Annotated in this window: 24 protein-coding genes and 1 CRISPR repeat array; of the genes, 16 read left to right on the top strand and 8 right to left on the bottom strand. The window is 73.6% G+C overall.

Annotation, left to right across the window (positions count from 1 at the left end; all coding sequences use genetic code 11):
- The first annotated feature begins 280 nt into the window (after positions 1-280).
- The 3 genes from ACYVGT_RS16950 to ACYVGT_RS16940 are packed head-to-tail and all read left to right on the top strand — an operon-like array spanning position 281 to position 2,893.
- On the top strand, positions 281-631 hold the full coding sequence (locus ACYVGT_RS16950) for a hypothetical protein (RefSeq protein WP_460859370.1): 351 nt from the start codon (positions 281-283) through the stop codon (positions 629-631).
- Positions 600-2,237: an ATP-binding protein gene (locus ACYVGT_RS16945; protein ID WP_460859368.1), complete on the top strand. Its 1,638-nt coding sequence runs from the start codon at positions 600-602 to the stop codon at positions 2,235-2,237. The genes ACYVGT_RS16950 and ACYVGT_RS16945 overlap by 32 nt, the downstream gene beginning before the upstream one ends.
- Positions 2,234-2,893 (top strand): response regulator transcription factor, encoded by a 660-nt coding sequence (locus ACYVGT_RS16940; RefSeq protein WP_460859365.1) that lies wholly within the window; start codon positions 2,234-2,236, stop codon positions 2,891-2,893. Before ACYVGT_RS16945 ends, ACYVGT_RS16940 begins: the two co-directional genes overlap by 4 nt.
- 125 nt (positions 2,894-3,018) lie before the next feature.
- Here ACYVGT_RS16940 and ACYVGT_RS16935 read toward each other — a convergent pair whose 3' ends face one another.
- Positions 3,019-3,735, bottom strand: coding sequence for a glycerophosphodiester phosphodiesterase (locus tag ACYVGT_RS16935; RefSeq protein WP_460859363.1), 717 nt, complete (start codon positions 3,733-3,735; stop codon positions 3,019-3,021).
- 369 nt (positions 3,736-4,104) lie between these two features.
- Between ACYVGT_RS16935 and ACYVGT_RS16930 the strand changes: the two genes are divergently transcribed.
- Positions 4,105-4,875 carry a DeoR/GlpR family DNA-binding transcription regulator gene (locus tag ACYVGT_RS16930; protein ID WP_460859361.1) on the top strand — a complete coding sequence of 257 codons (771 nt, stop codon included), beginning with the start codon at positions 4,105-4,107 and terminating at the stop codon, positions 4,873-4,875.
- 41 nt (positions 4,876-4,916) lie between these two features.
- On the opposite strand, the gene ACYVGT_RS16925 is transcribed toward ACYVGT_RS16930, so the two are convergent.
- Together ACYVGT_RS16925 and ACYVGT_RS16920 are read right to left on the bottom strand one after the other, a co-directional pair.
- Positions 4,917-5,327 carry a VOC family protein gene (locus tag ACYVGT_RS16925; protein ID WP_460859358.1) on the bottom strand — a complete coding sequence of 137 codons (411 nt, stop codon included), beginning with the start codon at positions 5,325-5,327 and terminating at the stop codon, positions 4,917-4,919.
- 125 nt (positions 5,328-5,452) lie between these two features.
- A complete protein-coding gene (locus ACYVGT_RS16920; protein ID WP_460859355.1) occupies positions 5,453-6,691 on the bottom strand; it encodes an MFS transporter in 1,239 nt (412 codons plus the stop codon).
- A 271-nt stretch (positions 6,692-6,962) separates the two neighbouring features.
- Positions 6,963-7,297: a CRISPR direct-repeat array (repeat unit 29 nt; unit sequence GGGGCCATCCCCGCGTGCGCGGGGAGCAC).
- Positions 7,298-8,196: 899 nt separating this feature from the next.
- Between ACYVGT_RS16920 and ACYVGT_RS16915 the strand changes: the two genes are divergently transcribed.
- Both ACYVGT_RS16915 and ACYVGT_RS16910 read left to right on the top strand, forming a co-directional pair.
- A complete protein-coding gene (locus ACYVGT_RS16915) occupies positions 8,197-8,916 on the top strand; it encodes a PhzF family phenazine biosynthesis protein (protein ID WP_460859352.1) in 720 nt (239 codons plus the stop codon).
- A 36-nt stretch (positions 8,917-8,952) separates the two neighbouring features.
- Complete coding sequence (locus tag ACYVGT_RS16910; RefSeq protein WP_460859351.1) at positions 8,953-9,561, top strand: PadR family transcriptional regulator; 609 nt, start codon at positions 8,953-8,955, stop codon at positions 9,559-9,561.
- Positions 9,562-9,597: 36 nt separating this feature from the next.
- On the opposite strand, the gene ACYVGT_RS16905 is transcribed toward ACYVGT_RS16910, so the two are convergent.
- Both ACYVGT_RS16905 and ACYVGT_RS16900 read right to left on the bottom strand, forming a co-directional pair.
- Positions 9,598-9,780, bottom strand: a complete 183-nt coding sequence (locus tag ACYVGT_RS16905; RefSeq protein ID WP_460859347.1) for a DUF397 domain-containing protein — start codon at positions 9,778-9,780, stop codon at positions 9,598-9,600.
- Positions 9,777-10,637: a helix-turn-helix domain-containing protein gene (locus tag ACYVGT_RS16900; protein WP_460859345.1), complete on the bottom strand. Its 861-nt coding sequence runs from the start codon at positions 10,635-10,637 to the stop codon at positions 9,777-9,779. The genes ACYVGT_RS16905 and ACYVGT_RS16900 overlap by 4 nt, the downstream gene beginning before the upstream one ends.
- 212 nt (positions 10,638-10,849) lie before the next feature.
- On the opposite strand from ACYVGT_RS16900, the gene ACYVGT_RS16895 reads away from it, so the two are divergent.
- From ACYVGT_RS16895 to ACYVGT_RS16875, 5 genes are all read left to right on the top strand, one after another.
- Complete coding sequence (locus ACYVGT_RS16895) at positions 10,850-11,407, top strand: ATP-binding protein (RefSeq protein ID WP_460859343.1); 558 nt, start codon at positions 10,850-10,852, stop codon at positions 11,405-11,407.
- Positions 11,408-11,519: 112 nt separating this feature from the next.
- Positions 11,520-12,488, top strand: a complete 969-nt coding sequence (locus tag ACYVGT_RS16890) for an ATP-binding cassette domain-containing protein (RefSeq protein ID WP_460859340.1) — start codon at positions 11,520-11,522, stop codon at positions 12,486-12,488.
- 86 nt (positions 12,489-12,574) lie between these two features.
- Positions 12,575-13,378, top strand: coding sequence for an ABC transporter permease (locus ACYVGT_RS16885; protein WP_460859338.1), 804 nt, complete (start codon positions 12,575-12,577; stop codon positions 13,376-13,378).
- Positions 13,379-14,336: 958 nt separating this feature from the next.
- A complete protein-coding gene (locus ACYVGT_RS16880) occupies positions 14,337-14,966 on the top strand; it encodes an HD domain-containing protein (protein WP_460859336.1) in 630 nt (209 codons plus the stop codon).
- Entirely contained in the window at positions 14,887-15,168 is a 282-nt protein-coding gene (locus ACYVGT_RS16875; protein ID WP_460859419.1) for a hypothetical protein, read from the top strand. The genes ACYVGT_RS16880 and ACYVGT_RS16875 overlap by 80 nt, the downstream gene beginning before the upstream one ends.
- A 272-nt stretch (positions 15,169-15,440) precedes the next feature.
- Here the strand turns inward: ACYVGT_RS16875 and ACYVGT_RS16870 are convergent, their stop codons facing one another.
- Genes ACYVGT_RS16870 through ACYVGT_RS16860 form a run of 3 tightly spaced genes read right to left on the bottom strand, consistent with a single transcriptional unit; the run spans position 15,441 to position 18,441 of the window.
- Positions 15,441-16,733, bottom strand: coding sequence for a sodium/glutamate symporter (locus ACYVGT_RS16870; RefSeq protein ID WP_460859335.1), 1,293 nt, complete (start codon positions 16,731-16,733; stop codon positions 15,441-15,443).
- A complete protein-coding gene (hutG, locus tag ACYVGT_RS16865; protein ID WP_460859333.1) occupies positions 16,730-17,650 on the bottom strand; it encodes a formimidoylglutamase in 921 nt (306 codons plus the stop codon). Before hutG ends, ACYVGT_RS16870 begins: the two co-directional genes overlap by 4 nt.
- A gap of 5 nt (positions 17,651-17,655) precedes the next feature.
- Positions 17,656-18,441: an IclR family transcriptional regulator gene (locus ACYVGT_RS16860; protein ID WP_460859330.1), complete on the bottom strand. Its 786-nt coding sequence runs from the start codon at positions 18,439-18,441 to the stop codon at positions 17,656-17,658.
- Positions 18,442-18,640: 199 nt separating this feature from the next.
- Between ACYVGT_RS16860 and ACYVGT_RS16855 the strand changes: the two genes are divergently transcribed.
- The 5 genes from ACYVGT_RS16855 to ACYVGT_RS16835 all read left to right on the top strand — a co-directional run bounded on the left by ACYVGT_RS16855 (position 18,641) and on the right by ACYVGT_RS16835 (position 22,595).
- Complete coding sequence (locus ACYVGT_RS16855) at positions 18,641-19,498, top strand: TerC family protein (protein WP_460859328.1); 858 nt, start codon at positions 18,641-18,643, stop codon at positions 19,496-19,498.
- A 105-nt stretch (positions 19,499-19,603) separates the two neighbouring features.
- The gene (locus tag ACYVGT_RS16850; RefSeq protein WP_460859326.1) at positions 19,604-20,233 is read left to right on the top strand and encodes an HIT family protein; all 630 of its coding nucleotides are present in this window, start codon (positions 19,604-19,606) and stop codon (positions 20,231-20,233) included.
- Positions 20,234-20,239: 6 nt separating this feature from the next.
- Positions 20,240-20,644 (top strand): thiol-disulfide oxidoreductase DCC family protein, encoded by a 405-nt coding sequence (locus ACYVGT_RS16845; protein ID WP_460859417.1) that lies wholly within the window; start codon positions 20,240-20,242, stop codon positions 20,642-20,644.
- A gap of 395 nt (positions 20,645-21,039) precedes the next feature.
- Positions 21,040-21,663, top strand: coding sequence for a phosphatidylinositol phosphate synthase (pgsA, locus tag ACYVGT_RS16840; RefSeq protein ID WP_460859324.1), 624 nt, complete (start codon positions 21,040-21,042; stop codon positions 21,661-21,663).
- Positions 21,663-22,595: a phosphatidylinositol mannoside acyltransferase gene (locus tag ACYVGT_RS16835; protein ID WP_460859321.1), complete on the top strand. Its 933-nt coding sequence runs from the start codon at positions 21,663-21,665 to the stop codon at positions 22,593-22,595. The genes pgsA and ACYVGT_RS16835 overlap by 1 nt, the downstream gene beginning before the upstream one ends.
- Positions 22,596-22,597 lie beyond the last annotated feature (2 nt).

The raw sequence follows: 22,597 nt of genomic DNA, 5'->3' as shown, positions 1-22,597 counted from the left end.
CCGCCCCCGCCAGGTGAGGCCGAGCGCACCGCCAGCACCGGCCCGCCGCCCTTGGCCGGAATGAGACCGGCGCCATAGCCGCCCGCCGCGCGCAGCGGCCGGACCACCGCCGCGCCGCCCCGCGGCGCCGCTCCACCCCTGCGGGCAGCGCTCTGCGCGGCCGTCCGCCCACCGCGCCGCCCTCCCGCCCCCGGACCCGGCACCGGGTCCACGGGCGCAGATGAAGGCTTTCTCATCCGCTCTTCATAGTCGCGTTCACTGCATCGGTGATGCTGGAGGCATGAGACCACTCCACCGCATCGCGCTCATCGGCGCAGTGTGCGCGGTGCTCGCCGCGGTCGGCGTCGGCGCCTGGGCGTTCGGCCGCGACGCCGCAGCGCCGCGGCCGCCAGGGGAAGTCGTCGTCGGCGAGTCGCCGTCGGCGGGGACCTCCGGCTCCGGACCGGACGGAGCGGGCGGCGACAACGGCGTCGTCGACCCTCCGCCGGCCGTGACCGGCTCGGCCGAGCCCACCCCGAGCCCGTCCAGCGCTCCGCCGCCCGATCCGGGTACCGGCGGCGCGCCCGGCGGTGCCCCCGGCGCCGGCGACGATGACGACGATGATGACGACGACCTGGATGACGATGACTGAGCCCACGCAGCGCCGACTTCCCACCGCGGCGCCGCATCCGGTCATCGGCCCCACCGCGCCGCTCACCGGCGACCCCGCCGCGGCCCTGGCCACCGATCCGATCGGCGGACCGCCGCCGGGCGGCCCCGGAGACCCCGGCAGCCCCGGCGGCGCCGCCGGCGCCGGCCTCCACCTGCCGGCCCGGGTGCGCATCATGGCCTGGGTGCTGGCCCTCATGGCGGCCGTCCTCGTGCTCATCGACGTGGTCACCTGGCAGGCCCTGCGCGCCGGCGTCGACGAGCGGGTGGACGCCGCCCTCACCCAGGAGATCGAGGAGTTCGAGGAGTACGCGCGGGTCGGGATCGACCCCGCCACCGGCGAGCCCTTCGCGCACACCGAGGCGCTGATGCGGACCTACCTCACACACCAGCAGCCCGACGACTCCGAGATCCTCTTCGGCCACATCGACGAGGACGCCGGTGCCGCGACGGTGCCCACCGGCCGGGTCCGGCAGGGCCCCGAGCCGCTTTTCGACGCGTCCGCCGAGCCCACCGTGCGTGCGGCGGTGCTGCGCGACCCCGATGCCCGGGGCATCGCCCGCACCCCCGAGGGCCCGATGCACTGGGAGAAGCTGCGCGTCGAAGCCCCCGAGGGCAGCGGCAACCCGGGCGGCTGGTTCGTCGTCGGCTACTTCACCGCCGCCGACATGGACGCCGCCGGCACCACCATCCGCACGGTCGTCGCCGTCGGCCTGGTCGGCCTGGTGCTGGCCGGCACCGCCGCCTGGTGGGTGGCGGGCCGCATCCTCGCCCCGCTGCGCCTGGTGCGCCAGGCGGCGGCCGAGATCACCGAGGAGGACCTCACCCGCCGCATCGACGTGCCCGGCAACGACGACGTCGCCGCGCTCGCCCGCCAGTTCAACGGGATGCTCGACCGGCTGGAGGACGCGTTCGCCGTCCAGCGCCGCTTCGTCGATGACGCCGGCCACGAGCTTCGCACCCCGATCACCATCGTCCGCGGCCACCTGGAGCTCATGGGCGACTCCGCCGAGGAGCGCGCCGAGGTGGTGCGGCTGGTCACCGACGAGCTGGACCGGATGGCGCGCATCGTCGAGGACCTGCTGCTCCTGGCCAAGGCCGAGCAGTCGGACTTCCTGCGCTACGAGCGCAGCAGCGTCGAGGAGCTCACCCTCGACATCGACGCGAAGGTGCGCGCACTCGGCGACCGCGACTGGCGGCTGGAGTCGCTCGGCGAGGGCCCGATCCGCGCCGACCCGCAGCGGGTGACCCAGGCCATGGTCCAGCTCGCCGCGAACGCCGTCGCGCACACCGCGCCCGGGGACACCATCGCCGTCGGATCGGCGGTGACCGACGGCGGCGAGCGCGCGTCGTTCTGGGTGAGCGACACCGGGCCCGGCGTGCCGGTCGAGGAGCGGGAGCGGATCTTCGAGCGGTTCGCCCGCGGGGCCGGCGGGTCCGCCAACCGCGGCGGGGCTGGCCTGGGGCTGGCCATCGTGCAGGCCATCACCGCCGCCCACCACGGGCGCGCGCAGGTCGGCGGCGCACCCGGCCAGGGAGCCGTCTTCACCCTCACCTTCCCGACCGGAGCCAGGAGCGACAGGACGTGACCCGCATTCTCATCGCCGAGGACGAAGAGCGCATCGCCTCCTTCGTCCGCAAGGGACTGCTCGCCAACGGGTTCACCGCCACCGTGGTGGGGACCGCGGGCGAGGCGGTGGAGCTGGCGCTGGACGGCAGCTACGACCTCATGGTGCTGGACATCGGGTTGCCCGACGGCGACGGCTTCAGCGTGCTCCGCCGGCTCCGCGAGCGCGGCTCCGCACTGCCCGTCGTCGTGCTCACCGCGCGCGACGGAGTCCGGGACACCGTGACCGGGCTGGAGATCGGCGCGGACGACTACATGACCAAGCCGTTCCGGTTCGAGGAGCTGCTCGCCCGGATCCGGCTGCGGATGCGCACCAGCAGCTCCGGCGGGCCGGCCGTGCTTGAGCACTCCGGCATCACGCTGGACCTGCGCACCCGCCGGGCGAGGGCGGACGGCGCCGAGCGCGACCTGACGGCCCGCGAGTTCTCCCTGCTGGAGCTGCTGATGCGGCACCCGGGCCAGGTGCTGACCCGGCAGCAGATGCTCTCCCACGTGTGGGGCTACGACCACGACCCCGGATCCAACGTGGTCGACGTCTTCATCCGCGCGCTGCGCAAGAAGGTCGGCCACGACCGCATCGCGACGGTCCGCGGGATGGGCTACCGGCTCGGCCGCTGACCCGGTCCGCCCCCCGGGAGCGGCCGATCGCTGCGCCGCCCCGGCCGGGCCGGTCCGAACGGGGAGGGCCGGGGCCGCTGCGGCCGCGCGGTGCGCGCAGCACGGGGCCGCGGGAGCGGCGCCGGTCAGACGCTGTGCCGCCCGCGCGGCGCCGTTCCGCTCTGCTGCTCGGCGGTGAGGGTGGCCAGTTCGGCCACCTCGGTGGTGAGCACGGCGTCGACGCCCATCCCGATGAGCCGCGCCATCTCGGCGAAGTCGTCGACGGTGCCGGCCCCGACGCCGCAGCCGCGCCCGTGCGCCTCGGCGACGGCCTCCCGGTCGATCCGGTCGGCGCGGCAGTGCAGGTAGCGGGGTCGGGTGCCCAGCGTGGGCCAGGGGCCGCCGGGGTCCCAGTCCACGGCGACGCCGGCCTGCGGATAGCGCGCGGTGAGCGCCTCCAGAGCCGGCGCCGGACCGTAGTAGAGCACGCTCCCGGTGGCGCCGTGCGCCGCCGCCACGGCGGCCGCGGCCAGCGCCGCCTCCGGCGTGCGCACGTCGGCCACCAGCGGGACCCGGCGCGGATAGGCCGCGGCGGCGAGCACCTCCATCAGGGTGGGGATGCGGTGGCCGCCCGCGCTGGTGGCGGCGGCCAGTTCGGCCAGGCTCAGCCCGGAGACCGGCGCATCCAGGCGCCAGAGCTCGGCGGCCGCGGCGGCCCGCACGCAGACGGGGTGGCCGTCGGTGGTCAGGGCGACGTCGACCGCCAGGGCATCGGCCCCCTGGTCGATGGCTGAGGACAGGGCGGGGATGGTGTTCTCACGGAACCGGGGGGTGTCGCCGCGCAGGGCGATCGCCAGGGTCATGGCACCTCTCCGTCGGACGGCGTGGACACGCGACCGGGGGGTCGGGACCGCCGGGCGGGCCCGTGCGTCCAGCCTGCCATCGGGGCCGCCGACGCGCGGGGAAGACGGCGAATTCGCAGTAAACGGGCGCTATGGCGGGCTTGGGGTGATCGCTGGCGGTTCGCGGCGCAGGCCGGGCCGATCGGGCACGCTGCAGTAGGGTGCCGCGGCGGTGCGGAGCAGCGCCCTGCGGGAACGCCGCGCGCCGGACGATGCGAGCGGAGTCACGGGCCCGCCGCCACCGCCTGCGGCCGGGGACCTGGGAAACTGTCCGGTGAACCCGTACGTTCTTCACAGCACAGCACACGACGAAGGTGAAAAAGGCTGACGATGATCCCCGACCAGCGCCGCGAGCACATCCTCAAGCTCCTGCAGGAACGCCACGTTCTGAGCATCAACGAGCTCACATCGCTGCTGGCGGTGTCGCACATGACGGTGCGGCGGGACATCCAGGCGCTGGAGAACGACGGCAAGGTGCTGTCGGTCACCGGCGGGGTGCGCCTGGCGGCGCGCCTGAAGAGCGAGCCGTCCTACCTCGCCAAGGCGCAGCTGGAGGTGCCCGCCAAGCGGGCGATCAGCCGCGCCGCCGCGGAGCTGGTCCGGGAGAACTTCACGGTCTTCCTCGACGCGGGGACGACCTCGCTGCAGATGGTGCCGCTGCTCACCGACAAGTCCGGGCTCACCGTGATCACCAACGACTTCAACGTCGTCGGCCACCTCATGGAGTACCCCAACATCGAGCTGATCCACACCGGCGGCGTCGTCTCGCACACCGACCACTCCTCGGTCGGCCAGTTCACCGCGGACTTCCTCGGCAAGGTCAACGTCGACATCGCCTTCATCGCGAGCAGCTCCTGGGACGTCGACCGCGGCTCCACCACCCCGTCGGAGTCCAAGGTGGTCGCCAAGCAGCAGCTGCTGCGCATCGCCTCCAAGAGCGTCCTCACCGTGGACAGCACCAAGTACGGCAAGTTCGGCACGTTCCGGGTGGCGCGCCTGGAGCAGTTCGACGCCATCATCACCGACGACCGGCTGCCCGCCTCGGTGGTGGAGGACATGCGCAGCCGCGACGTCGGCCTGCAGCTGGTCAGCACCGAATAGCCCGGCCGAGAGCCGCGCCGGGCGCCGCGGCCCGGCGCGGGTCAGTCGCTCTCGTCGCCCGCTTCGGCCGGCGCGAACAGCTCCAGCCGGATGCCGTCGGGGTCGGCGAACGCCAGGATCGAGCCCTCCTCGCGGTGCAGGACCGGGTCGTGCTCGACGTCGAGCCGGGCGAACCGCTCCTCCCACACCTCCAGCTCGGCCGCTGAGTCGACGGAGAACGCGATGTGGTCGGCGCCGGCGTGCCGCGGGTCGAAGACCGCGTTGAACCCGTCGGCGTGCCGGGTCAGGTCGACCCGCAGCCCGCAGGTGGCGCGGCACTGCGCGGTGCGCGTCTGCCGGGTCACCCGGGTGCCCAGCACGGTGAAGCCGAGGACGCGGCGGTAGAAGCCGACGCTGGCGTCGAGGTCGCGCACCGACAGGGTGATGTGCGCGACGCCGGTCAGCTGGGGCACGGACACCTCGCTTCGGCGCTGCGGGCGCCGTAGGGCGGAGAAGGGGCGGGGAGCAGACGTCAGTGCGGACACGGTGACGAGCCTAGTGCGCCCCTCCTGTCCGCAAGTGTCCTGTTAACGACGCTTTAACGCCCGAGTTCCGCGGGTGCCGCACCCGCGGCGGCGCCGGCCGCCGCCGACCGGTACCAGCGGCTGCGGACGGCGAGCACCGCCACCAGAAGCGCCGTCGCCGACGCCGCCAGTGTGAGCGCGAACGCGCCCTGCGGGCCGGCCGCGCCGGCGAGCCGCCCGGCCCCTGCAGATCCCAGCGACTGGCCGATGATCAGCGCGCTGACCAGTACGGTCATCGCCTGGCCGAGCCGCGCCGCCGGCGCGGCCCGCTCGGCGAGCGCGAACACGGTGACGATGTGCGGCCCGATGCCGAAGCCGAGCGCGAAGAGCGCGGCGGCCAGCGCGGCCGGCGCGGGCACGAAGAGCAGCGGTACGGAGAACACCGCCAGCACGCCCGCCGCGAGCCGGAGCCGCAGCGTGAGCGCCACCGACGCCGGGACCGACGCCATGAGCAGTCCGGCCGTCGCGCTGCTCACGCCCATCACCGCATACATCAGTCCGGACAGGTCGGCGCTGCCGGCCTGCTGGGAGAACGCGGTCACGCCGGTGGAGGTCGCGCCGAAGAACACGCCCTGGCAGAACATCGGTGCGGCCAGCACGAGCAGCGCCGCGGTGCCGATCCCGCCGGCGGCGGGATCGGGCCGGCTGCCCGGAAGGGCGGTCGGGTGCAGCGCGAAGACGCTGCCGAACACGCCGATCAGCACGCCTGCGCCGAGCACCGCCGCCGCAGGGTCGGCCGCGACAGCGAGCACCCCCACCAGCGCGGGGCCGACGACGAAGCCGGTCTCGTCCAGCACGCCCTCCACCGAGAGCGCGGCGGCGACCGAGGAGTCCCGGTCCGGCCGCCGGTTCGCCAGCGCGATCCACCGGGACCGGGCCAGCGGGCCGATCTGCGGCATGGCCAGTCCGGCCGCCAGCGCCGCCGCGAGGAGGGCCGGAAGCGGCGCTTGGGCGTGCACCGCGAAGACGAGCAGGCCGATCAGTGCGGCGTCGGCCAGGGAGGTGGCCAGCACCACCGGGCGCTGGCCGAGCCGGTCGGCGAAGCGCGCGATCACCGGGCCGCCGGCCGCCTCACCGAGCGCGAGTGCGCCGGAGACCAGCCCGGCCTGGGCGACGCTGCCGGTCGCCGAGGTGACCAGGGTGAGGATGCCGATGAGCGCCATCGACACCGGCAGGCGGGCCAGGAACGACGCGGTCAGCAGGGGGGCGCCGGCGATCGCGTGCATACGGCGCAGAGTCGCCAAAGGGGACATGGGGCTTCCTTGCTCGGTTCGGTCGGTCGGTACCGTCGCCTGGGCACGGCGGCCGACGCGGGGGAACCGCGCGCCGCTCACACCGTGCAGCCCCGAACAACTCGGCTCGGTCACGCTGCACGGCGGGTGCGGGGATGGCAGGGGGCAGCATTCCGCCTGCCACCACTTCCAGTGCTGCTGCGATTCATCCTATCTCTCGCCCGCAGGCCCTCGCAGCCCGCCGGACGGCCCCTCCCGACCGCACGCCCTTTCGGAGGCTTTCGCGTGCAGGGGAGCCGTCCCCGCGTGCGCGGGGAGCACAGTTCGAGCGCCAGCACGGCCGCCGCGGGACCGGGGACCATCCCCGCGTGCGCGGGGAGCACGCGGTGCGGAGCTTGGCCCCGTCGACTTCGATGGGGCCATCCCCGCGTGCGCGGGGAGCACGCCGGTCCATGCGTTCGGCGAACGTCTGAGACGGGGCCATCCCCGCGTGCGCGGGGAGCACGAGGACGGGACCTCAGACGGTGGAGTCATTGGGGGGCCATCCCCGCGTGCGCGGGGAGCACCTGAACAGGCGGAGGGGATTACCAGCATCACGGGGGCCATCCCCGCGTGCGCGGGGAGCACACTGAATGACCTGCGTCTTTATGAGCGGCAGAGGCCGTTTTCATTTACTTCTTGAAAAACCGACAAAAAACTCATAACGAACATTCGACCCACTGGTTCCCGAAATGGTAATCCTTGGATGCCTTGCTCCACCCTCCGGCGCCGCGGCCGCAACAACGCCGACTGCTCACCCTACTTAGGGAAGCCAGTGAGTATGCGGCCGCCCTGTTGACACTCCTCAGCGGGCGCTGTGCTGTTGCTACAGCCATGCTCGCCTTGAACGTGGAAGCCATGTTCGCTCGCTGGATAGCGCTCAACGGAAGCTACGTGTTCTTCGACCACCTGATCTCGAATTGATTTATATCGGGGGTTCGCGCGCGATCGGCTTCGCATCCGGGCGCCGAGGAGTTCCTGACAGCCTTCGCATACGCGGGGAGCACCCGACCGGACCCCTCGTCGGGGGTGTCGTGCGGACCATCCCTGCGTATACGGGGGCAGACCGCCCTCTGGGGCAGCATCGAGATCGGCTGGGTCCATCCCCGCGTGTGCAGGGAGCAGATCGGCTACCTCATGCACAAGTGGCCGGGCGAGGGTCCATCCCTGCGTGTGCGGGGAGCAAGCTTTCTGAACTGGGCTGAATAAGTAACTTTCAGTGTCGGGCGTGGGGCCGGGTGGGGCATGGCGGCTCTGGAGGCTGGGGGCCTGGGGCGAGTAGGACGACCCTGCGCTGCCTCGGCGGCCGGTGACGGTGCAGAGGCGGATCGCCATGGCGGGCGCGGGGGCGGAAGTGCTTTCCGTGGGGCTCGGCAGCGATCGATCGGGACGTTCCGGCAGAGGGGCGTTGACGGTTCAGGGATGCTTCGCGAGCGGTGCAGAAGGTTTCAGTAGTGCTTTCCGACGGGCTGCAGCAGACTGGCGGCATGAGTACTCACGCAACGCCGACGCTGCACGTCCTCATGGTCTTCCTCGGCGGCGACGCCGCCGCGCCGACGGGCGGCAACCCCCTCGGCGTGCTCACCGGCGCGCCGCCGCTGGCGGCCGGGGTGCGGCAGTCGATCGCTGCGGAGCTGGGCTATTCGGAGACGGTGTTCCTCGAAGACGCGGCGACCGGGCGGCTCCGGATCCACACGCCCGCCGTGGAGCTGCCACTGGCCGGCCACCCGCTGGTCGGCACGGCCTGGCTGCTGCATCGCGACGGCGCCGCCGTGGACACGCTGCGCCCGCCGGCGGGCGACATCCCGGTCTGGCGCGACGGCGACCGCACCTGGATCCGCGCCGACCCCGGCGACGCGCCGGTGTTTGAGCAGCGGCAGCTCGACTCGGCCGCCGACGTCGAGGCGTACCCCGGCGGGGAGGAGGGCGTGAACCTGGAGGTCTGGGCGTGGGAGGACGAGGCCGCCGGCCGGGTCCGCGCCCGCGTCTTCCCGCACGGCATGGGGATCGCCGAGGACGAGGCGACCGGTGCGGCGGCGCTTCGGCTGGGTGCGCGGCTCGGACGGCCGCTAGTGATCCGGCAGGGGGCCGGATCGCGCATCGACGTGCGGCCCGCGCCCGGTGGAAAGGTCGACGTGGGTGGCCGCGCCGCCGAAACCGAGGTCCGCCCCTACCTCGTCCCCGAGAGCGCGGACGAGGCGCCGTAGGCTCGTCGTCAGAACCCGGCGAACGGAAGGCGGACGATGGCGGCGGTTCCCCTGCTGGTCCTCGGCGTGGTGCGGATCCACGGGCGGGCGCACGGCTACCAGGTGCGGCGCGAGCTGATGGCGTGGGGCGTGGCCGAATGGGCCTCGGTCAAGCCGGGGTCGATCTACCACGCGCTGCGGCGGCTGCTCCAGCAGGGCCAACTGCGCTCCGCCGGGACGGAGCAGAGCGGCGAAGGGCCGGAGCGCACCCTCTACGCCCTCACCGAGGACGGCGACGCGGAGATGCTGCGGCTGGTCCGCCGAGCGCTGTCGGACAGCGGAGCCGAGCCGGAGTTCTTCGGCGCGGGGCTGTGCTTCCTGACCTGCCTGCCGCGGCAGGAGGCGGTGGCGCTGCTCCGGCACCGCGAGGCGGAGCTGGCGCGCGCCCAGGAGGACCTGGACCGGCTCCGCGGGGGCGAGGTGATGGGGTACAAGCCCGCGCACATCGCCGAACTGTTCACCTGGTGGTCGGGGGTGGGCGCCGCCTCCCTGGACTTCACCCGCTCCCTCGCCGACCGCGTCGACGCCGGCGCCTACACCATGGCCGACGATCCGGATCCGTCCTTCGGGGCGCCGCCCGGGGAGACGCGGCACCCCCAGAAATGACTCGACGCCGTCGCCGGCGGCGTCGAGGGGGAGGGGTTAGAGCTGTCCGGCGTCGACGGCGGTGAGGAAGGCGTGCCACTCGGCGGAGGGAAAGGCCAGGTGGCCGCGGTCGGGGTGCTTGGAGTCGCGGACGGCGGTGCGTACAGGGGCCTGGGCGACCTCGACGCAGTTCTGATTCGCTCCGCTATAGCTGCTCTTCCGGAACTCGGGCTGAGTCACAGTCCACTCTCTAGGTTTGTAGAGACCTCGTCGATCAGGTCGATTGACTGGGCGACGGTGAGGGAAGCGTTGAGGGCTTCCCGCCACATGGCGTCATGACGCCGGATCTCGTCTTTGTCCTCGACAAACAGGATAGAAGTGGGGGTCTCCGCGAATCCGATCGAGGGGTCGGAGGGATCGGGGAAGTCCATGATCACGAACCCGCCGAGGTTCGCCGCATGCATCCCTGCGGAGAACGGAAGCACATGGATCGTGATGTGTGGCCGAGTTGCCAGTGTGGTGAGCTGGCGTAGCTGCTCGATCATGCATTCGGCGCCGCCCGCTGTCCTGCGGAGAGCTGCTTCGTCGATGATTGCGGCGTACTCGGGCGCATAGGGATGGTGGAGGATTTCCTGACGCTTCATCCGCGCATCGACGTGACGCTGGATCTCGGCCTCGGCGAACGCGTTCGTACCGGTGAACACTGCGCGCGTGTAGGCGGGCGTCTGTAGAAGACCGGGCACAACCTGAGCTTCGTAGGTGCGGATGAAGCTGGCCTCGGCCTCGAAGTCGGGTATCGCCCCAGCGCCGAAGATGTCCTTGTACTTCGACCACCAACCCCGCTCAGTGGCGTCAGTCGCCAGCTGGTGCATGGCCAGCCTGGTCTGGTTCTCCACCTGGTAGAGCTCCGAGAGGGAGTCGAGGTCCGTGAGTCGGACACGCTTGAGATCGCCCGTTTCGAGCTTGCCAAGCGTTGCCCTGGGGACGCCGGCCTGCTTAGCCGCAGTCTCCAGGGTCATGCCTGCACCCTCGCGCAGTCCGCGGAGGACGCGCGCGAGCCTCCGGCGGCGCACAGTGGGACTGAGTGTTCGTGACATGACGGGAGCCTATTCGAGTTAACAGAGATTCTCTGAATCGATTGATTTTGGAGAATCTCTGTCTATCCTGAGTGTGAGTGAAGAGCAGCCCAACTCCGAGTCTGCGGGAACACGCTAGCGCTACGGCCCTCGCGTATCAGATGAGAGCGGGCTTCTGGCTTCATGCCTGGCTGGGCTCAGCCAGGTCTTCCGTTTCGCTTTCAGGAGGCGTCATGTCCCCTCGTTTCGTCCTCGACCAGCTCCCGCAGGTGACCGTGCCCCTCAAGCTGGCGGTGCCGTGGCAGAAGCAGCACTACTTCGATCCTGCCCCCGGGCGGCAGGCGCGGTTCCGCCGGCGCTCGTTCGCCTTCTGGGGCGAGGTGGCGATGTTCCCGCTGGTCCGGGCCTTCCTGGACGGGTGCACCGTGCAGCGCAGCCCTGACTACCGCTACGTCTTCGCCCTGCTCGGCTGCGAGCTGGCCGCCAACGCCGTCCGGCACACCCGCTCGGGACAGCCCGGCGGGATCTTCACCCTGCACGCCGAGCGCCATGCCGGAGCCATGACACTGACCTGCCGGGACGAGGGCGCCCCCGGCTCCTGGTCGGTCCATCACCGCGAGCCCCTGGCCGCCGATCCCGCGGGCAGGGACCCCGGATCCGAGTCCGGACGGGGCCTGGCATTGGTTGCCGCGCTTGCCACCCGGTGGGGCGACGACGGGCGCCCCGCCTACCGGCGCGTCTGGTTCCGGCTCGACGACGACCTCGCCGGCAGCGAATGGGGCCGCGCCTGACGGTTCAGGGAGCCGCGGAGGCCAGTATTCAAAATTGACTTCCGCGCCCTCGCGGGGGCAGGGTGGGGTGTCCGGGGGCACACCCCGCATCCCCACGCAAGGAGGAAGCACCGTGATCCACACCCGCGGGCTCGCCCGCGACTTCCGCACCAAGAGCGGGACCGTGCACGCCGTCACGGGCCTTGACCTCGATGTCGAGGCGGGCGAGATGCTCGCGTTCCTGGGGCCGAACGGCGCCGGGAAGTCGACGAGCCTGCGCATGCTCACCACGCTGCTGGCGCCCACGGCCGGCACCGCCGAGGTGGCGGGGCGCGACGTCGCCGCCGACCCCGCCGGCGTGCGCGCCCGGATCGGCTACGTCGCCCAGGGCCGCAGCGGCGCCGAGGACCAGCGCGTCGGCGACGAGCTGGTCACCCAGGGCCGCTTCCACGGGATGTCCAAGGCCGAGGCGCGGCGCCGGGCCGGCGACCTGCTCGACCTGTTCGACCTGTCCGGAACCGAGCGCCGCACCGTCGGCACGCTCTCCGGCGGCCAGCAGCGCCGCCTCGACATCGCCATCGGCCTCATCCACCGGCCCGGGCTGCTCTTCCTGGACGAGCCCAGCACCGGACTGGACCCGCAGAGCCGCGCCGCGCTGCTCGGCCACATCCGGCGGCTGCACGACGAGGACGGCACCACCGTCTTCCTCACCACGCACTACCTCGACGAGGCCGACTCGCTGGCCGAGCGGGTGGTGATCGTCGACGGCGGGCGCGCCATCGCCGACGGCACCCCCGACGCGCTCAAGGGCAAGGTCTCCGGCGACCTCGTCGCCTTCGGCACCGCCGGTCCCGAGCAGGCGCGCGCGGCAGCCGAAGTCCTTGCGGCCACGTCGGCCGCCGGCACGGGCTCCGACGCCGGGCCGGAGGCCTCGGGGTCCGAGGTGCGGCTGCGCGTCGACCGCGGCGACGAGGCGCTGCCCGGCCTGCTCCGGGCGCTCGACGCCGCTGCGGTGCCGTTCACGACGGTCCGCGTGCAGCGGCCCAGCCTCGACGACGTCTTCCTCGACCTGACCGGCCGCAGCCTCCGGGAGGGGGCGTGACCGGCCTTGACGGACCCGGCGGAGCGCTTGCCCCGGCCGGGCAGACAGACAGCGCGGCGGACGGCGCCGCGGAAATGGAGAGCCCCGTGACCACCGCGACCGCCCCGGCCACGGCCGCCGACCCCTCCGGCGCCGCCAAGGCGCTGCGCGACACCTGGCTGGTCTTCCGCCGGCAGATGCTGCCGAGTATCCGCAACCCGGTGTTCGTGATCGTCTTCGGCATGCTGCAGCCGGTGATGTACCTCGTCTTCTTCGGCCCGCTGCTGTCCGGCATGCCGGGCCCGCTGGGCGCCGACCCGATGCAGTGGTTCGTCCCCGGAATGCTCTGCATGCTCGGCATCTTCGGCACGGCCTTCGCCGGCTTCGGCATGATCCCGGAGATGCACAGCGGCGTGCACGAGCGCCTGCTCGCAGCGCCGGTCAGCCGTACCGCCCTGCTGCTCGGCCGGGTGCTGCGCGACGTCACGGTGCTGATCGCCCAGGCGCTGCTGGTGGTCGCCGGTGCTGCGGTGCTGGGGGTGGAGGTCTCCCCGACCGGCGTCGCGATCGGAATGGTACTGCTCGCCGTGCTCGGCACCGGGCTGGGAACCTTCTCCTACCTGCTCGCGATGGCCCTGAAGGTCCCGTTCAAGTTCTCCAGCGTCCTGCAGGCCACGATCCTCCCGCTGACCCTGCTCTCCGGCGTGATGCTGCCGATGGACCTCGCCCCGGCCTGGCTGTACACGCTCTCCCGCTTCAACCCGATCAGCTACGTCGTCGACGCCGAACGGTCCCTGTTCAACGGCGGAATCGCCGTGCCCGAGGTCGCCCTCGGCGCCCTGGCCGCCTTCGCCGTCGCCGCACTGGCACTCGGCCTCGGCGCCCGCTCCATGCGCCGGCTGTCCACGTGAGGACAGGCCGGCCGTTGAACGGCCGAGCCTTCGACAGACACGAGGTCAGGGCAGCAGTCGGACGCCCGTTGTCCGTTCTCGCGGTTTGATTTCTCCCTATCGCACCTCGGCCGGAAACGACGGATGGCCCGACGGCAGCACCGATGACCGATCCGCCGACTGCGCCGAAGGAGCCCCCGGTCAACCAACCGGCCTCAGCGCCGACCGCCGCACCGAGGCCGACGGGTGGGAAGGCGAAAGCCGCGAGTCCGGCTAGGCCGACGGCGGCACCACCGATGGCGGGATCCGGGCATCCGCCGAGAAGTCCGGTGGGATCGGTTCGGTTCGCCGGCTCGCAGGCGGCACAGTTGCTCATCCCTCGTCGGCTGGGGGCGGCCGGGGTGAACTGGTTGACGTAGGGGGAGTAGAAGCGACGGGCGAGGTGTACGTCGCCGTCGCGGTCGACCAGGGAGATCAACTGGCCGTCGGGGTCGCGGACGAAGTGCGTCCGGGAGCCTTCGGAGGCGATGGCGGAGACGCCGAGGGCGGTGTTGGTGGCCGGGGGGTCGGTGCGGCCGCAGTGTAGGTCGGCTTTGTGCCGCCGGCTCGGTTGGACTGCCGGCATCGCCATCGCCCAGCGCAGTTCCGCGGGCCTCGGCGGCCTGGGCGGCGTCATCGCGGGGTCGCCGATGACTCCGACCGAGGTCAGGCGGGCCATTCCGGTGGAGGAGCAGGACGCGTCCGCGATCGTGGTGCCGCCCGCATCCGTCGCCCCGGTCCCGGTCAGGTGCGCCGATTCGTCGCAGGTCGTGGACTCGGTGGCGCCGTCGGGTCCTTCCCGGCCGCCGCGCAGGCGGGACTCCGTACAGCCCCGGCTCCGGCGCACTCCCGGCCTCCGTGTGGACCGGCACCCACGGCGCGGAGCAAAGAACACTGCCGGCGAAGCCGCCCTCGGGCCGCGGTGTGCGAGGCTTCCGGGATGACTGGTCTGGCTGGGGATCTGCGGCAGGCGTGGCGGGAGCTGGCCGGGGACGGCGGCGAAGCGGTGGGGGAGGAGCTGCTCGCCCGATGGGGTGAGCCGCACCGGAGCTATCACGGGACCGACCACCTGGCCGCGGTGCTGGCCGCCGTCGACCTGCTGGCCGGGGAGGCGCACGACGCCGACGCGGTCCGGTTCGCGGCGTGGTTCCACGACGCCGTGCACGACGGGGTGGCGGGCGACGACGAGGAGCGCAGCGCGCAGTTGGCCGAGCGCCTCGTTCCCGCGTGCGGCCGCAGTCCCGCGTTCGCCGCCGAGGTGGCCCGGTTGGTGCGGGTCACCGCCGAGCACCGGCCTGAAGCCGGCGACACTGATGCCGCGGTGCTCTGCGACGCCGACCTGTCCGTGCTGGGGCGCGGCCCCGAGGGCTACGCGGCCTATGCCGCGGCGGTCCGCCGAGAGTACGCCGACGTTCCGGACGAGGCGTTCCGCGCCGGGCGGATCCAGGTGCTGGACGGCCTACTCGCCGTCGACCCCCTCTTTCGCACCGGTGAGGGGCGGCGCCGCTGGGCCGCCGCGGCGCGGCGCAACTTCCCGGCCGAGCGCGCCGCCGTCGCCGCGGTCGGCTGAGGCGGGCGGCGCGCTGCTCGGCGGCGCCCACCCGGACGCCGCCCGGCCCGTCGCCGCCCACCTCGGCCGGCACGACATCGCCGCTCTGGCCGGCGCCCTCGCCACCGAGCGGCCCGACCTCGGCGTCCGCGCGCGCCACGACGCCCTGCTCTCCCACGGCGCGCCGCCGCCCCGCCACCTCCGCTTCCTCCTCGGGCTGTGAAGCGCTGCGCCCGCCGCGCGGTGCCGGTTCGGGCGCGGCCGCGGGGCTCGTGCAGGAAGCGGCGCAGCGGAGTCCGACGGCGTCGGTGCGGACGGCGCCGGCGAGGGGGACGGTGAGGAAGGCCTTCTCGGAGCGGTTGCCGGAGCGGGTGGTGGACGCGTCCGTGTTGGCCCGGTGGCGCTGCGGCGTGCCCTCCGCGGGTGCGGGCGCGCCCTCCGCTGCGGGGCAGCGGAGGGCGCGTGGTGGTCGGTGGTTCGGCGGTGTTGTCGGTGTCAGGCGACGAGGTTCATGCAGAGGACGATGAAGGGGAGCCCGACGACGTCGATGAGGACGGCGCCGGCGAGGGGGACGACGAGGAAGGCCTTCTCGGAGCGGACGCCGAAGCGCGTGTTGAACGCGTCCATGTTGGCCATCGCATTCGGGGTACCCCCCAGCCCGTGCCCGATCATGCCGGAGGCCATGGTCGCGGCGTCGTAGTTGCGGCCCAGCAGTCGGAAGACCGGCACGGAGACGAACACGACGATCACCACGAGCTGGACCGCGAGGATGGCCAGCAGCGGCAGCGCCAGAGCGTACAGCTCCCAGATGCGCAGGCTCATCATCGCCATGGTCAGGAAGAAGCCGAGCGAGACCTGCGAGATGAGGTCGACGGCGCCCTGGTGGAAGCGGATGAACCGGAACCGGTCGTTCAGGTTGCGCAGGACGACGGCGACGATCATCGCGCCCACGTACTCGGGCAGCACGAATCCGACCGCGTCGCTGAACCAGCGGCCCAGCGCAACGCCGAGCACCATGGTGACGCCGATGGCCGCGGCGGTGGGCAGCAGGCCGGCGTAGTCCGGGCCGCCCGTGCCGGCATCCTCCTCCGGGCCGGCGGCGCCACCGGCGCCGCCCGTACCGCCGGAGCCGTCCGGTCCGCCGGTGCTGCCGCCGTCCGCAGACCCGGCGGCGACACCGGCCGCCTGGGTGGCGCGCTCCGGCTCGGGGACCCGGACGTTGTGCCGGCGCATCAGCCAGCCGGCCAGCGGGCCGCCGATGAGGCTGCCGGCGACCAGGCCGAAGGTGGCGGAGGCCACCGCGACCGCGGTGGCGCCCTCGGTGCCCATCGCCTCGGCGGTCGGTCCGAACGCCGCTGCGGCGCCGTGGCCGCCCTCCAGGCTGACCGCGCCGGCCATGATTCCGAGCATCGGGTCCACGCCGAGCAGTTCGGCCAGGCCGATGCCGACGACGTTCTGCACGACCGCCAGCGTCCAGCAGGCCACCAGGTAGACGACGAGCAGCCTGCCGCCCTTGCGCAGCAGCGCCAGGCTGCCGGTCAGGCCGACCGTGGTGAAGAACGCGATCATCGCCGGGTCCTGCAGGGTGGTGTCGAACTCCACCGCGGCGGTGCCGGTCTCCCGCAGCGCCAGCAGCACCAGCGCGAACAGGAACCCGCCGATGACCGGGGCGGGGATGGCGAACCGCTGCAGGAAGCCCACGCGCCGCCGGGCGAACTCGCCGAACAGCAGCAGGACGCCGGCCAGCGCGGTGCTCTGCACCAGATCGAGGGAGAGGTCGAAGGTCACGGCGCGCACCACCCGGAGACCGCGCGGTCGATCATGCGGGCGGCCAGCCGCGCGGTGCGGCCGTCGGCGTCCAGCGCGGGGTTGAGTTCGGCCACGTCGAACAGTGCCAGGCGGCCCGAGGCGGCGACCGCGTCGACCACGGCCAGCACCACCTCCGGGGCCACGCCCAGCGCGGCGGGTGCGCTGACGCCCGGCGCCGCGTACCCGGGCAGCACGTCCAGGTCGAGGGTGAGCAGCACATCGTCGACCGAGGACGTGAACGCCTGGACGGCGGCGAGCACCTCGCCGAGCGCCCCCGGGGTGCAGGCGGTGTCCGGGAGGTACTCCGCGCCGAGCTCCGCGGCGCGGTCGAACAGCGCGCGGGTGTTGGACGGCGCTGCGATGCCCAGGGCGAAGTAGCGGAACCGGTGTCCGCGCTCGGCTTCGGCGCGGGCCATCTGCAGGAACCCGGTCCCGGAGGTGGCGCGCGGCGCCTCGCGCAGGTCGAAGTGGGCGTCCAGGTTGAGCACGCCCAGGGTGCGGCCGGCCCGGGCCGCGCCGAGATAGGCGGCGTAGGCCGTCTCGTGCCCGCCGCCGAGGTGGACCGGCAGGTGCCCGCCGGCGCGCGCCGCGGCAAGGCCGGCCCCGGCGGCCTCCTGGCCCGCCTCCAGGTCGCCGTCGTCCACGGCGATGTCGCCCGCGTCGTAGAGCGGCAGACGGTGGTGGAGCGCCAGCGGCGCGAGCGCGCCGCGCAGCGCAGCCGGGCCGGCCGCCGCGCCCGGGCGGCCGCTGTTGCGCCGGACGCCCTCGTCGCTGGCGAAGCCCTGCAGCACCGCTCCGGGGGCCGCGGTTCCGCCGGCCGGCCGGATCCGGCGGTGCCAGCGGTCGTGCTCGGGGCCGGGGCCGTCGTCGCGTCCGGTCCAGGCGGGGGGATCCACCCTGATCAAATCGTGCCTCCACTGAGGTCGCGTGCCGCCTCTTTGACGAGGCGCACGTAGTGCGGGCGGCGCTGCGCGGTGCGCGCAGCGGGCGCCATGACCGTCACCGCCCCGGTGAGCGCGCCGGCGGCGTCCAGGACGGGGGAGCTGGCTCCCCAGACTCCGTCGTCGAGCGCGCCCTCGCTGACCGCGACCGCGTCCCGGTGCACCTGCAGCTGCTGCGCCTCCAGCTCGCGCACCTGCCCCGGGGCGAGCCCGTAGGCGGAGTAGACGCCCTGGCGCCGCTCCTCGGGCAGGTGCGCGAGCAGGGCCAGCGCCGTTGCGCCGCGCAGCAGCGGCTGCGTTGCGCCGCGGCTGTAGCTGCACCGCAGGACGCGCGGCCCCTCCACGGCGTCGACGCACAGCGCTTCGGTGCCCATCGGTACCAGGAAGGCGGCCAGCTCACCGGACTCCCGGGAGAGCCGGGCCAGGCGCGGGCCGATCGCGGTGCGCTCCAGCGCGCCGGTGCGGTAGCGCTCGGCGAACTGGACCGCCACCGGGCCGGCCGTGTAGCTGCCGCCGGGCGCGGTGCGGCGCACCAGCCCGGTCCCGGTCAGCCCGCCCAGGATGCGGTACACCGTGCTGACTGGGATGCCGGTGGCATCGGCGATTCCGGCCGCGGTCAGGGACTCCTCGCGGGCGAACAGCAGGAGGACGCGGAGCAGCCGGTCGGCCGAGCGGCCGGTGTTGCCGGCGGCTGCGGACGCGTCAGCGGTACGGCCGCTGGCGGCCGCGGGGGTGCTGGGCAGCACGGGTCCTCCTCTCCCGGCGGGGGTGACCGGGTAACGGTAAGAAGGCATCAAAAGGGAGCGAAAGGGATAATTCCCGCCTGATGGGAATCGTAGGTCAGCGCCGCAGCTCAGCGGGCCGCGCCCCTTACCGCGGGCTTATCCGCTCCGTTCTAGCGTTGCGAGGCTCCTGCCCCCCACCCGAACCTGAGCGGACCCCTTCATGGCAACCGACCTGATCATCGGATTCCTGACGCTGACCGCGCTGGAGATCGTCCTCGGGATCGACAACCTGGTCTTCATCTCGATCCTGGCCGAGAAGCTCCCGCCGCACCAGCGCGACAAGGCGCGCAAGATCGGCATCGGACTCGCCCTGGTCGGCCGCCTGGCACTGCTGGCGTCCATCACCCTCATCATGCGGCTGACCACCCCGCTGTTCACCGTCTTCGGGGTCGACTTCTCCGGGCAGGCGATCATCCTGCTCGCCGGCGGACTCTTCCTGATCGGCAAGGCCACCTACGAGATCCACGAGAGCCTGGAGGGGCACGAGGGGCACGCCTCCGGCAAGGTCCGGGCCGCCTTCGGCGCCGTCATCCTGCAGATCGTCGCGCTGGACCTGGTCTTCTCGCTCGACTCGGTGATCACCGCTGTCGGCATGATCGGCAACCAGCCCGGCGGGATCTGGGTCATGGTCGCGGCCGTCGTCATCGCCGTCATCGTGATGCTCGTCGCCGCCAACCCGCTCGGCAGGTTCGTCAACGCCCATCCGACGGTCAAGATGCTGGCGCTGGCGTTCCTCCTGCTGATCGGCATGACCCTGGTCGCCGAAGGGCTCGGCTTCCACGTGCCCAAGGGCTACATCTACTTCGCGATGGGCTTCTCCCTCTTCGTCGAGGTGCTCAACATCCTCTCCAAGCGCCGCCGCGCGAAGAAGGCGGCGACTGACGCCGAGCCGGTGAAGCTCACCAGCCGCTACGCCCCCGAGGGCGCGGACGCCGCCGCGGGCACCGAAGACCGCGCCCCCGCCCAGCCGGCCTCCGCCGGCGGGAGCGGCGCGGACGCCGCCCAGCCAGCCGAGTAGCGCTGCAGCCTCCCGGCCCCGCGGCCGCACCGCCCGCGGGGCCGGGAGGCCGCCGCTCCGCCCTATGCTGGGGACGACCGGACCAGGATCGGAGACGAGCGCGCGATGAGCGGTGCAGAGCAGGGCTCCCGCAACCCGGGCCCCGCGGACCGGGGCGAGACCGGGCAGGGCGGCGCCGGTGCGCCGGCCCCGGAGCCGGGCCCCGCGCCCGACCCGGACGGCTGCCAGCGGCTCTGGACACCGCACCGGATGGCCTACATCAAGGGTGAGGACAAGCCCGCCGGCCCCGAGGCCGGCGACGGCTGCCCGTTCTGCCGCGCGCCCGGCCTGCCCGACGCCGAGGGCCTCGTGGTGCACCGCGGCCGCCGCGCCTACGCCGTCCTCAACCGCTACCCGTACAACAGCGGCCACCTGCTCGTCTGCCCCTACCGGCACGTCTCCGGCTACACCGACCTGGACGCCGCGGAGACCGCCGAGATCGCCGCGCTCACCCAGGACGCCATCGCCGCTCTGGCCGCCGCCTACGTGCCGCACGGCTACAACGTGGGCATGAACCTCGGCACCGCGGCCGGCGCCGGAATCGCCGCCCACCTGCACCAGCACATCGTGCCCCGGTGGGGCGGCGACACCAACTACATGCCGGTCATCGGCCAGACCAAGGTGCTCCCCGAGATGCTCGAGCAGAGCCGCGCGAAGCTGGCCGCGCACTGGCCGCACCCGCAGCAGCCCGAATAACGCACCATCGATCCCCCGGGAGGCACCGCCATCGGACCACCGCTCCTCGTCTACGACGGCGACTGCGGATTCTGCGAGGCCAGCGTCCGCTTCGCCCAGCGGCGCCTCGCACCGGGTGTCCGCGCCGTGCCCGCCCACCGGGCCGGGCTGAGCGCTCCCACCGCGGACCGCGCCCGGCACGAGGTCCTCTTGGCCCACCCCGACGGCCGCCGCCTGTGGGGCGGCATCGACGCGGTAGCGGCCCTGCTGGTCAGCTCGCCGGTCGCCGCCGTGCGCCCGCTCGGCGCGCTGCTGCGCACCCGTCCGCTCCGCCCGGCCGGCGCCGCCGCCTACCGGTGGGTCGCCCGCAACCGGCACCGGATGCCGGGCGGCACCGCCGCCTGCGCCGTGACCGCCCCGCCCGCGGACTAGGGCGTGTCTGGTGGACACCTGTCCTGCTCGCGACGAACGCCGTTCACCCACCACGCCCCGGGCGTGCCGGGTGGGCACCTGTCCTGCTGCGCGGCGCCCTGGCACGCACCTCGCGGCGTTCTCCTCAAGCGAGGAGGAAAACCCGCCCTGACTCCTCCGCCGGCCGTGCGACGGGTGCACCGCCGCCACCGCGCGCGGCCAACGCCGCCCCGGCCCCGCCGAGCCGGACGCCCCTCCGGAACCGCGGGCGGCCAGCGCCACCCGCCCACCCGGACCCGGCCGCTCCACCCAGCGCAGTGGCCGGCCCGGAGCCCCGACCGGCGGCAGCCGGATGCCGCACCGGCTGCGCGCCGACTCGCCCGCGCCGCCGCGCCCGCCTACGATCCTGAGATGACATGCTGAGATTCCTGCGCCCCGCGATCACCCGGATGACCGCTCCCGTCGGCCGCGGCCTCGTGCGGATGGGCGTCACCGCCAACATGGTGACGCTGGCCGGCACCGCCGGTACGGTCGCCGCCTCGCTGTTCTTCTTCCCGCGGGGCGACCTCTACGTCGGTGCCGTCGCCGTCACCGTCTTCGTGCTCTTCGACATGCTCGACGGCGCGGTCGCCCGCGCCTCCGGCGAGCAGACCAAGTGGGGCGCATTCCTCGACTCCACTCTCGACCGGGTCTCCGACGCCGCCGTGCTGGCCGGCCTCGCCGTGTGGTTCTTCGGCGGCGGCAACGACCCGGTGCTCGGCGGCGCCGCCCTGTTCTGCCTGGTCGCCGGGTTCGGCGTGTCTTATATCAAGGCGCGCGCCGAAGGGCTCGGCGTCAACTGCGACGTCGGCGTCGCCGAACGTACCGAGCGCCTCATCGTCATCCTCATCGCGACCGGCCTGGGCGGCCTCGGCGTGCCCTACTTCCTGGCCGGCGGAGTGTGGCTGCTGGCGCTGCTCAGCGCCGTCACCGTCATCCAGCGGATGGTCGAGACCCGCGCCCGGCTGAGCGACCCCGGCAACGACCGGGAGCTGCGCTGATGGACGACCGCCTGGCCACCTTCGTCTACACGGCGGGGTGGCGCCTGGTCCGGGAGCTTCCCGAAGCACCCGGCCGGGCCGCGTTCACCGCGGCCGCAGACCGCGCCTGGCGCCGCCGCGGGCCCGGCGTGGCCCGCCTCGAAGCCAATCTGCGCCGGGTCGCCGGCCCGAACGCCACCGCCGCCCAGCTGCGCGCCCTCTCCCGCGCCGGCATGCGCTCCTACCTGCGCTACTTCTACGAGATGTTCCGGCTGCCCGCGATCGACGGGCCCACCCTGGACGCCCGCACCCGGGCGCACGGCCTGCAGCCGCTGGAGGACGCGGTCGCCTCCGGCCGCGGCGCCGTCGCGGCGCTGCCGCACATGGGCAACTGGGACCACGCCGGCGCGTGGATCACCCGCCGCGGCATCCCGCTCACCACCGTCGCCGAGCGGCTCCGCCCGGAGCCGGTCTTCGAGAAGTTCACCGCCTTCCGCGCGTCGCTGGGCATGGAGGTGCTGCCGCTCTCCGGCGCCGACGGCGCCATCGGCACCGCGACCGGCCGGCTCGCCCGCCGGCTGCGCGCCGGCGGCCTGGTCTGCCTGCTCGCCGACCGCGACCTGACCGCCGGCGGGGTCGGCGTGCGGCTGTTCGGCGAGGACGCCCGGATGCCGGCCGGTCCCGCCGCGCTCGCCGAGCGCACCGGCGCCGCGCTGATGCCGGTCGCGCTCTCCTACGACGGCCCGGCCCTGCGCATCGACGTCCTCCCCGAGATCCCGGTACCGCAGCACGCCGGCCGCCCCGCGCGGGTGGCCGCCATGACGCAGTCGCTCGCCACCGCCTTCGAGGGCGCCATCGCCCGCCACCCCGAGGACTGGCACATGCTGCAGCGCGTCTTCACCGCCGACCTCGACGGCCCGCCCCCGGGCCCGCGCACCGCCGGGACGGGGTGACA

The organism is Nocardiopsis coralliicola (assembly GCF_054779695.1).
Note: the sequence above shows the minus strand (reverse complement) of the source record. Positions and strands in the feature narration are given on the sequence as shown.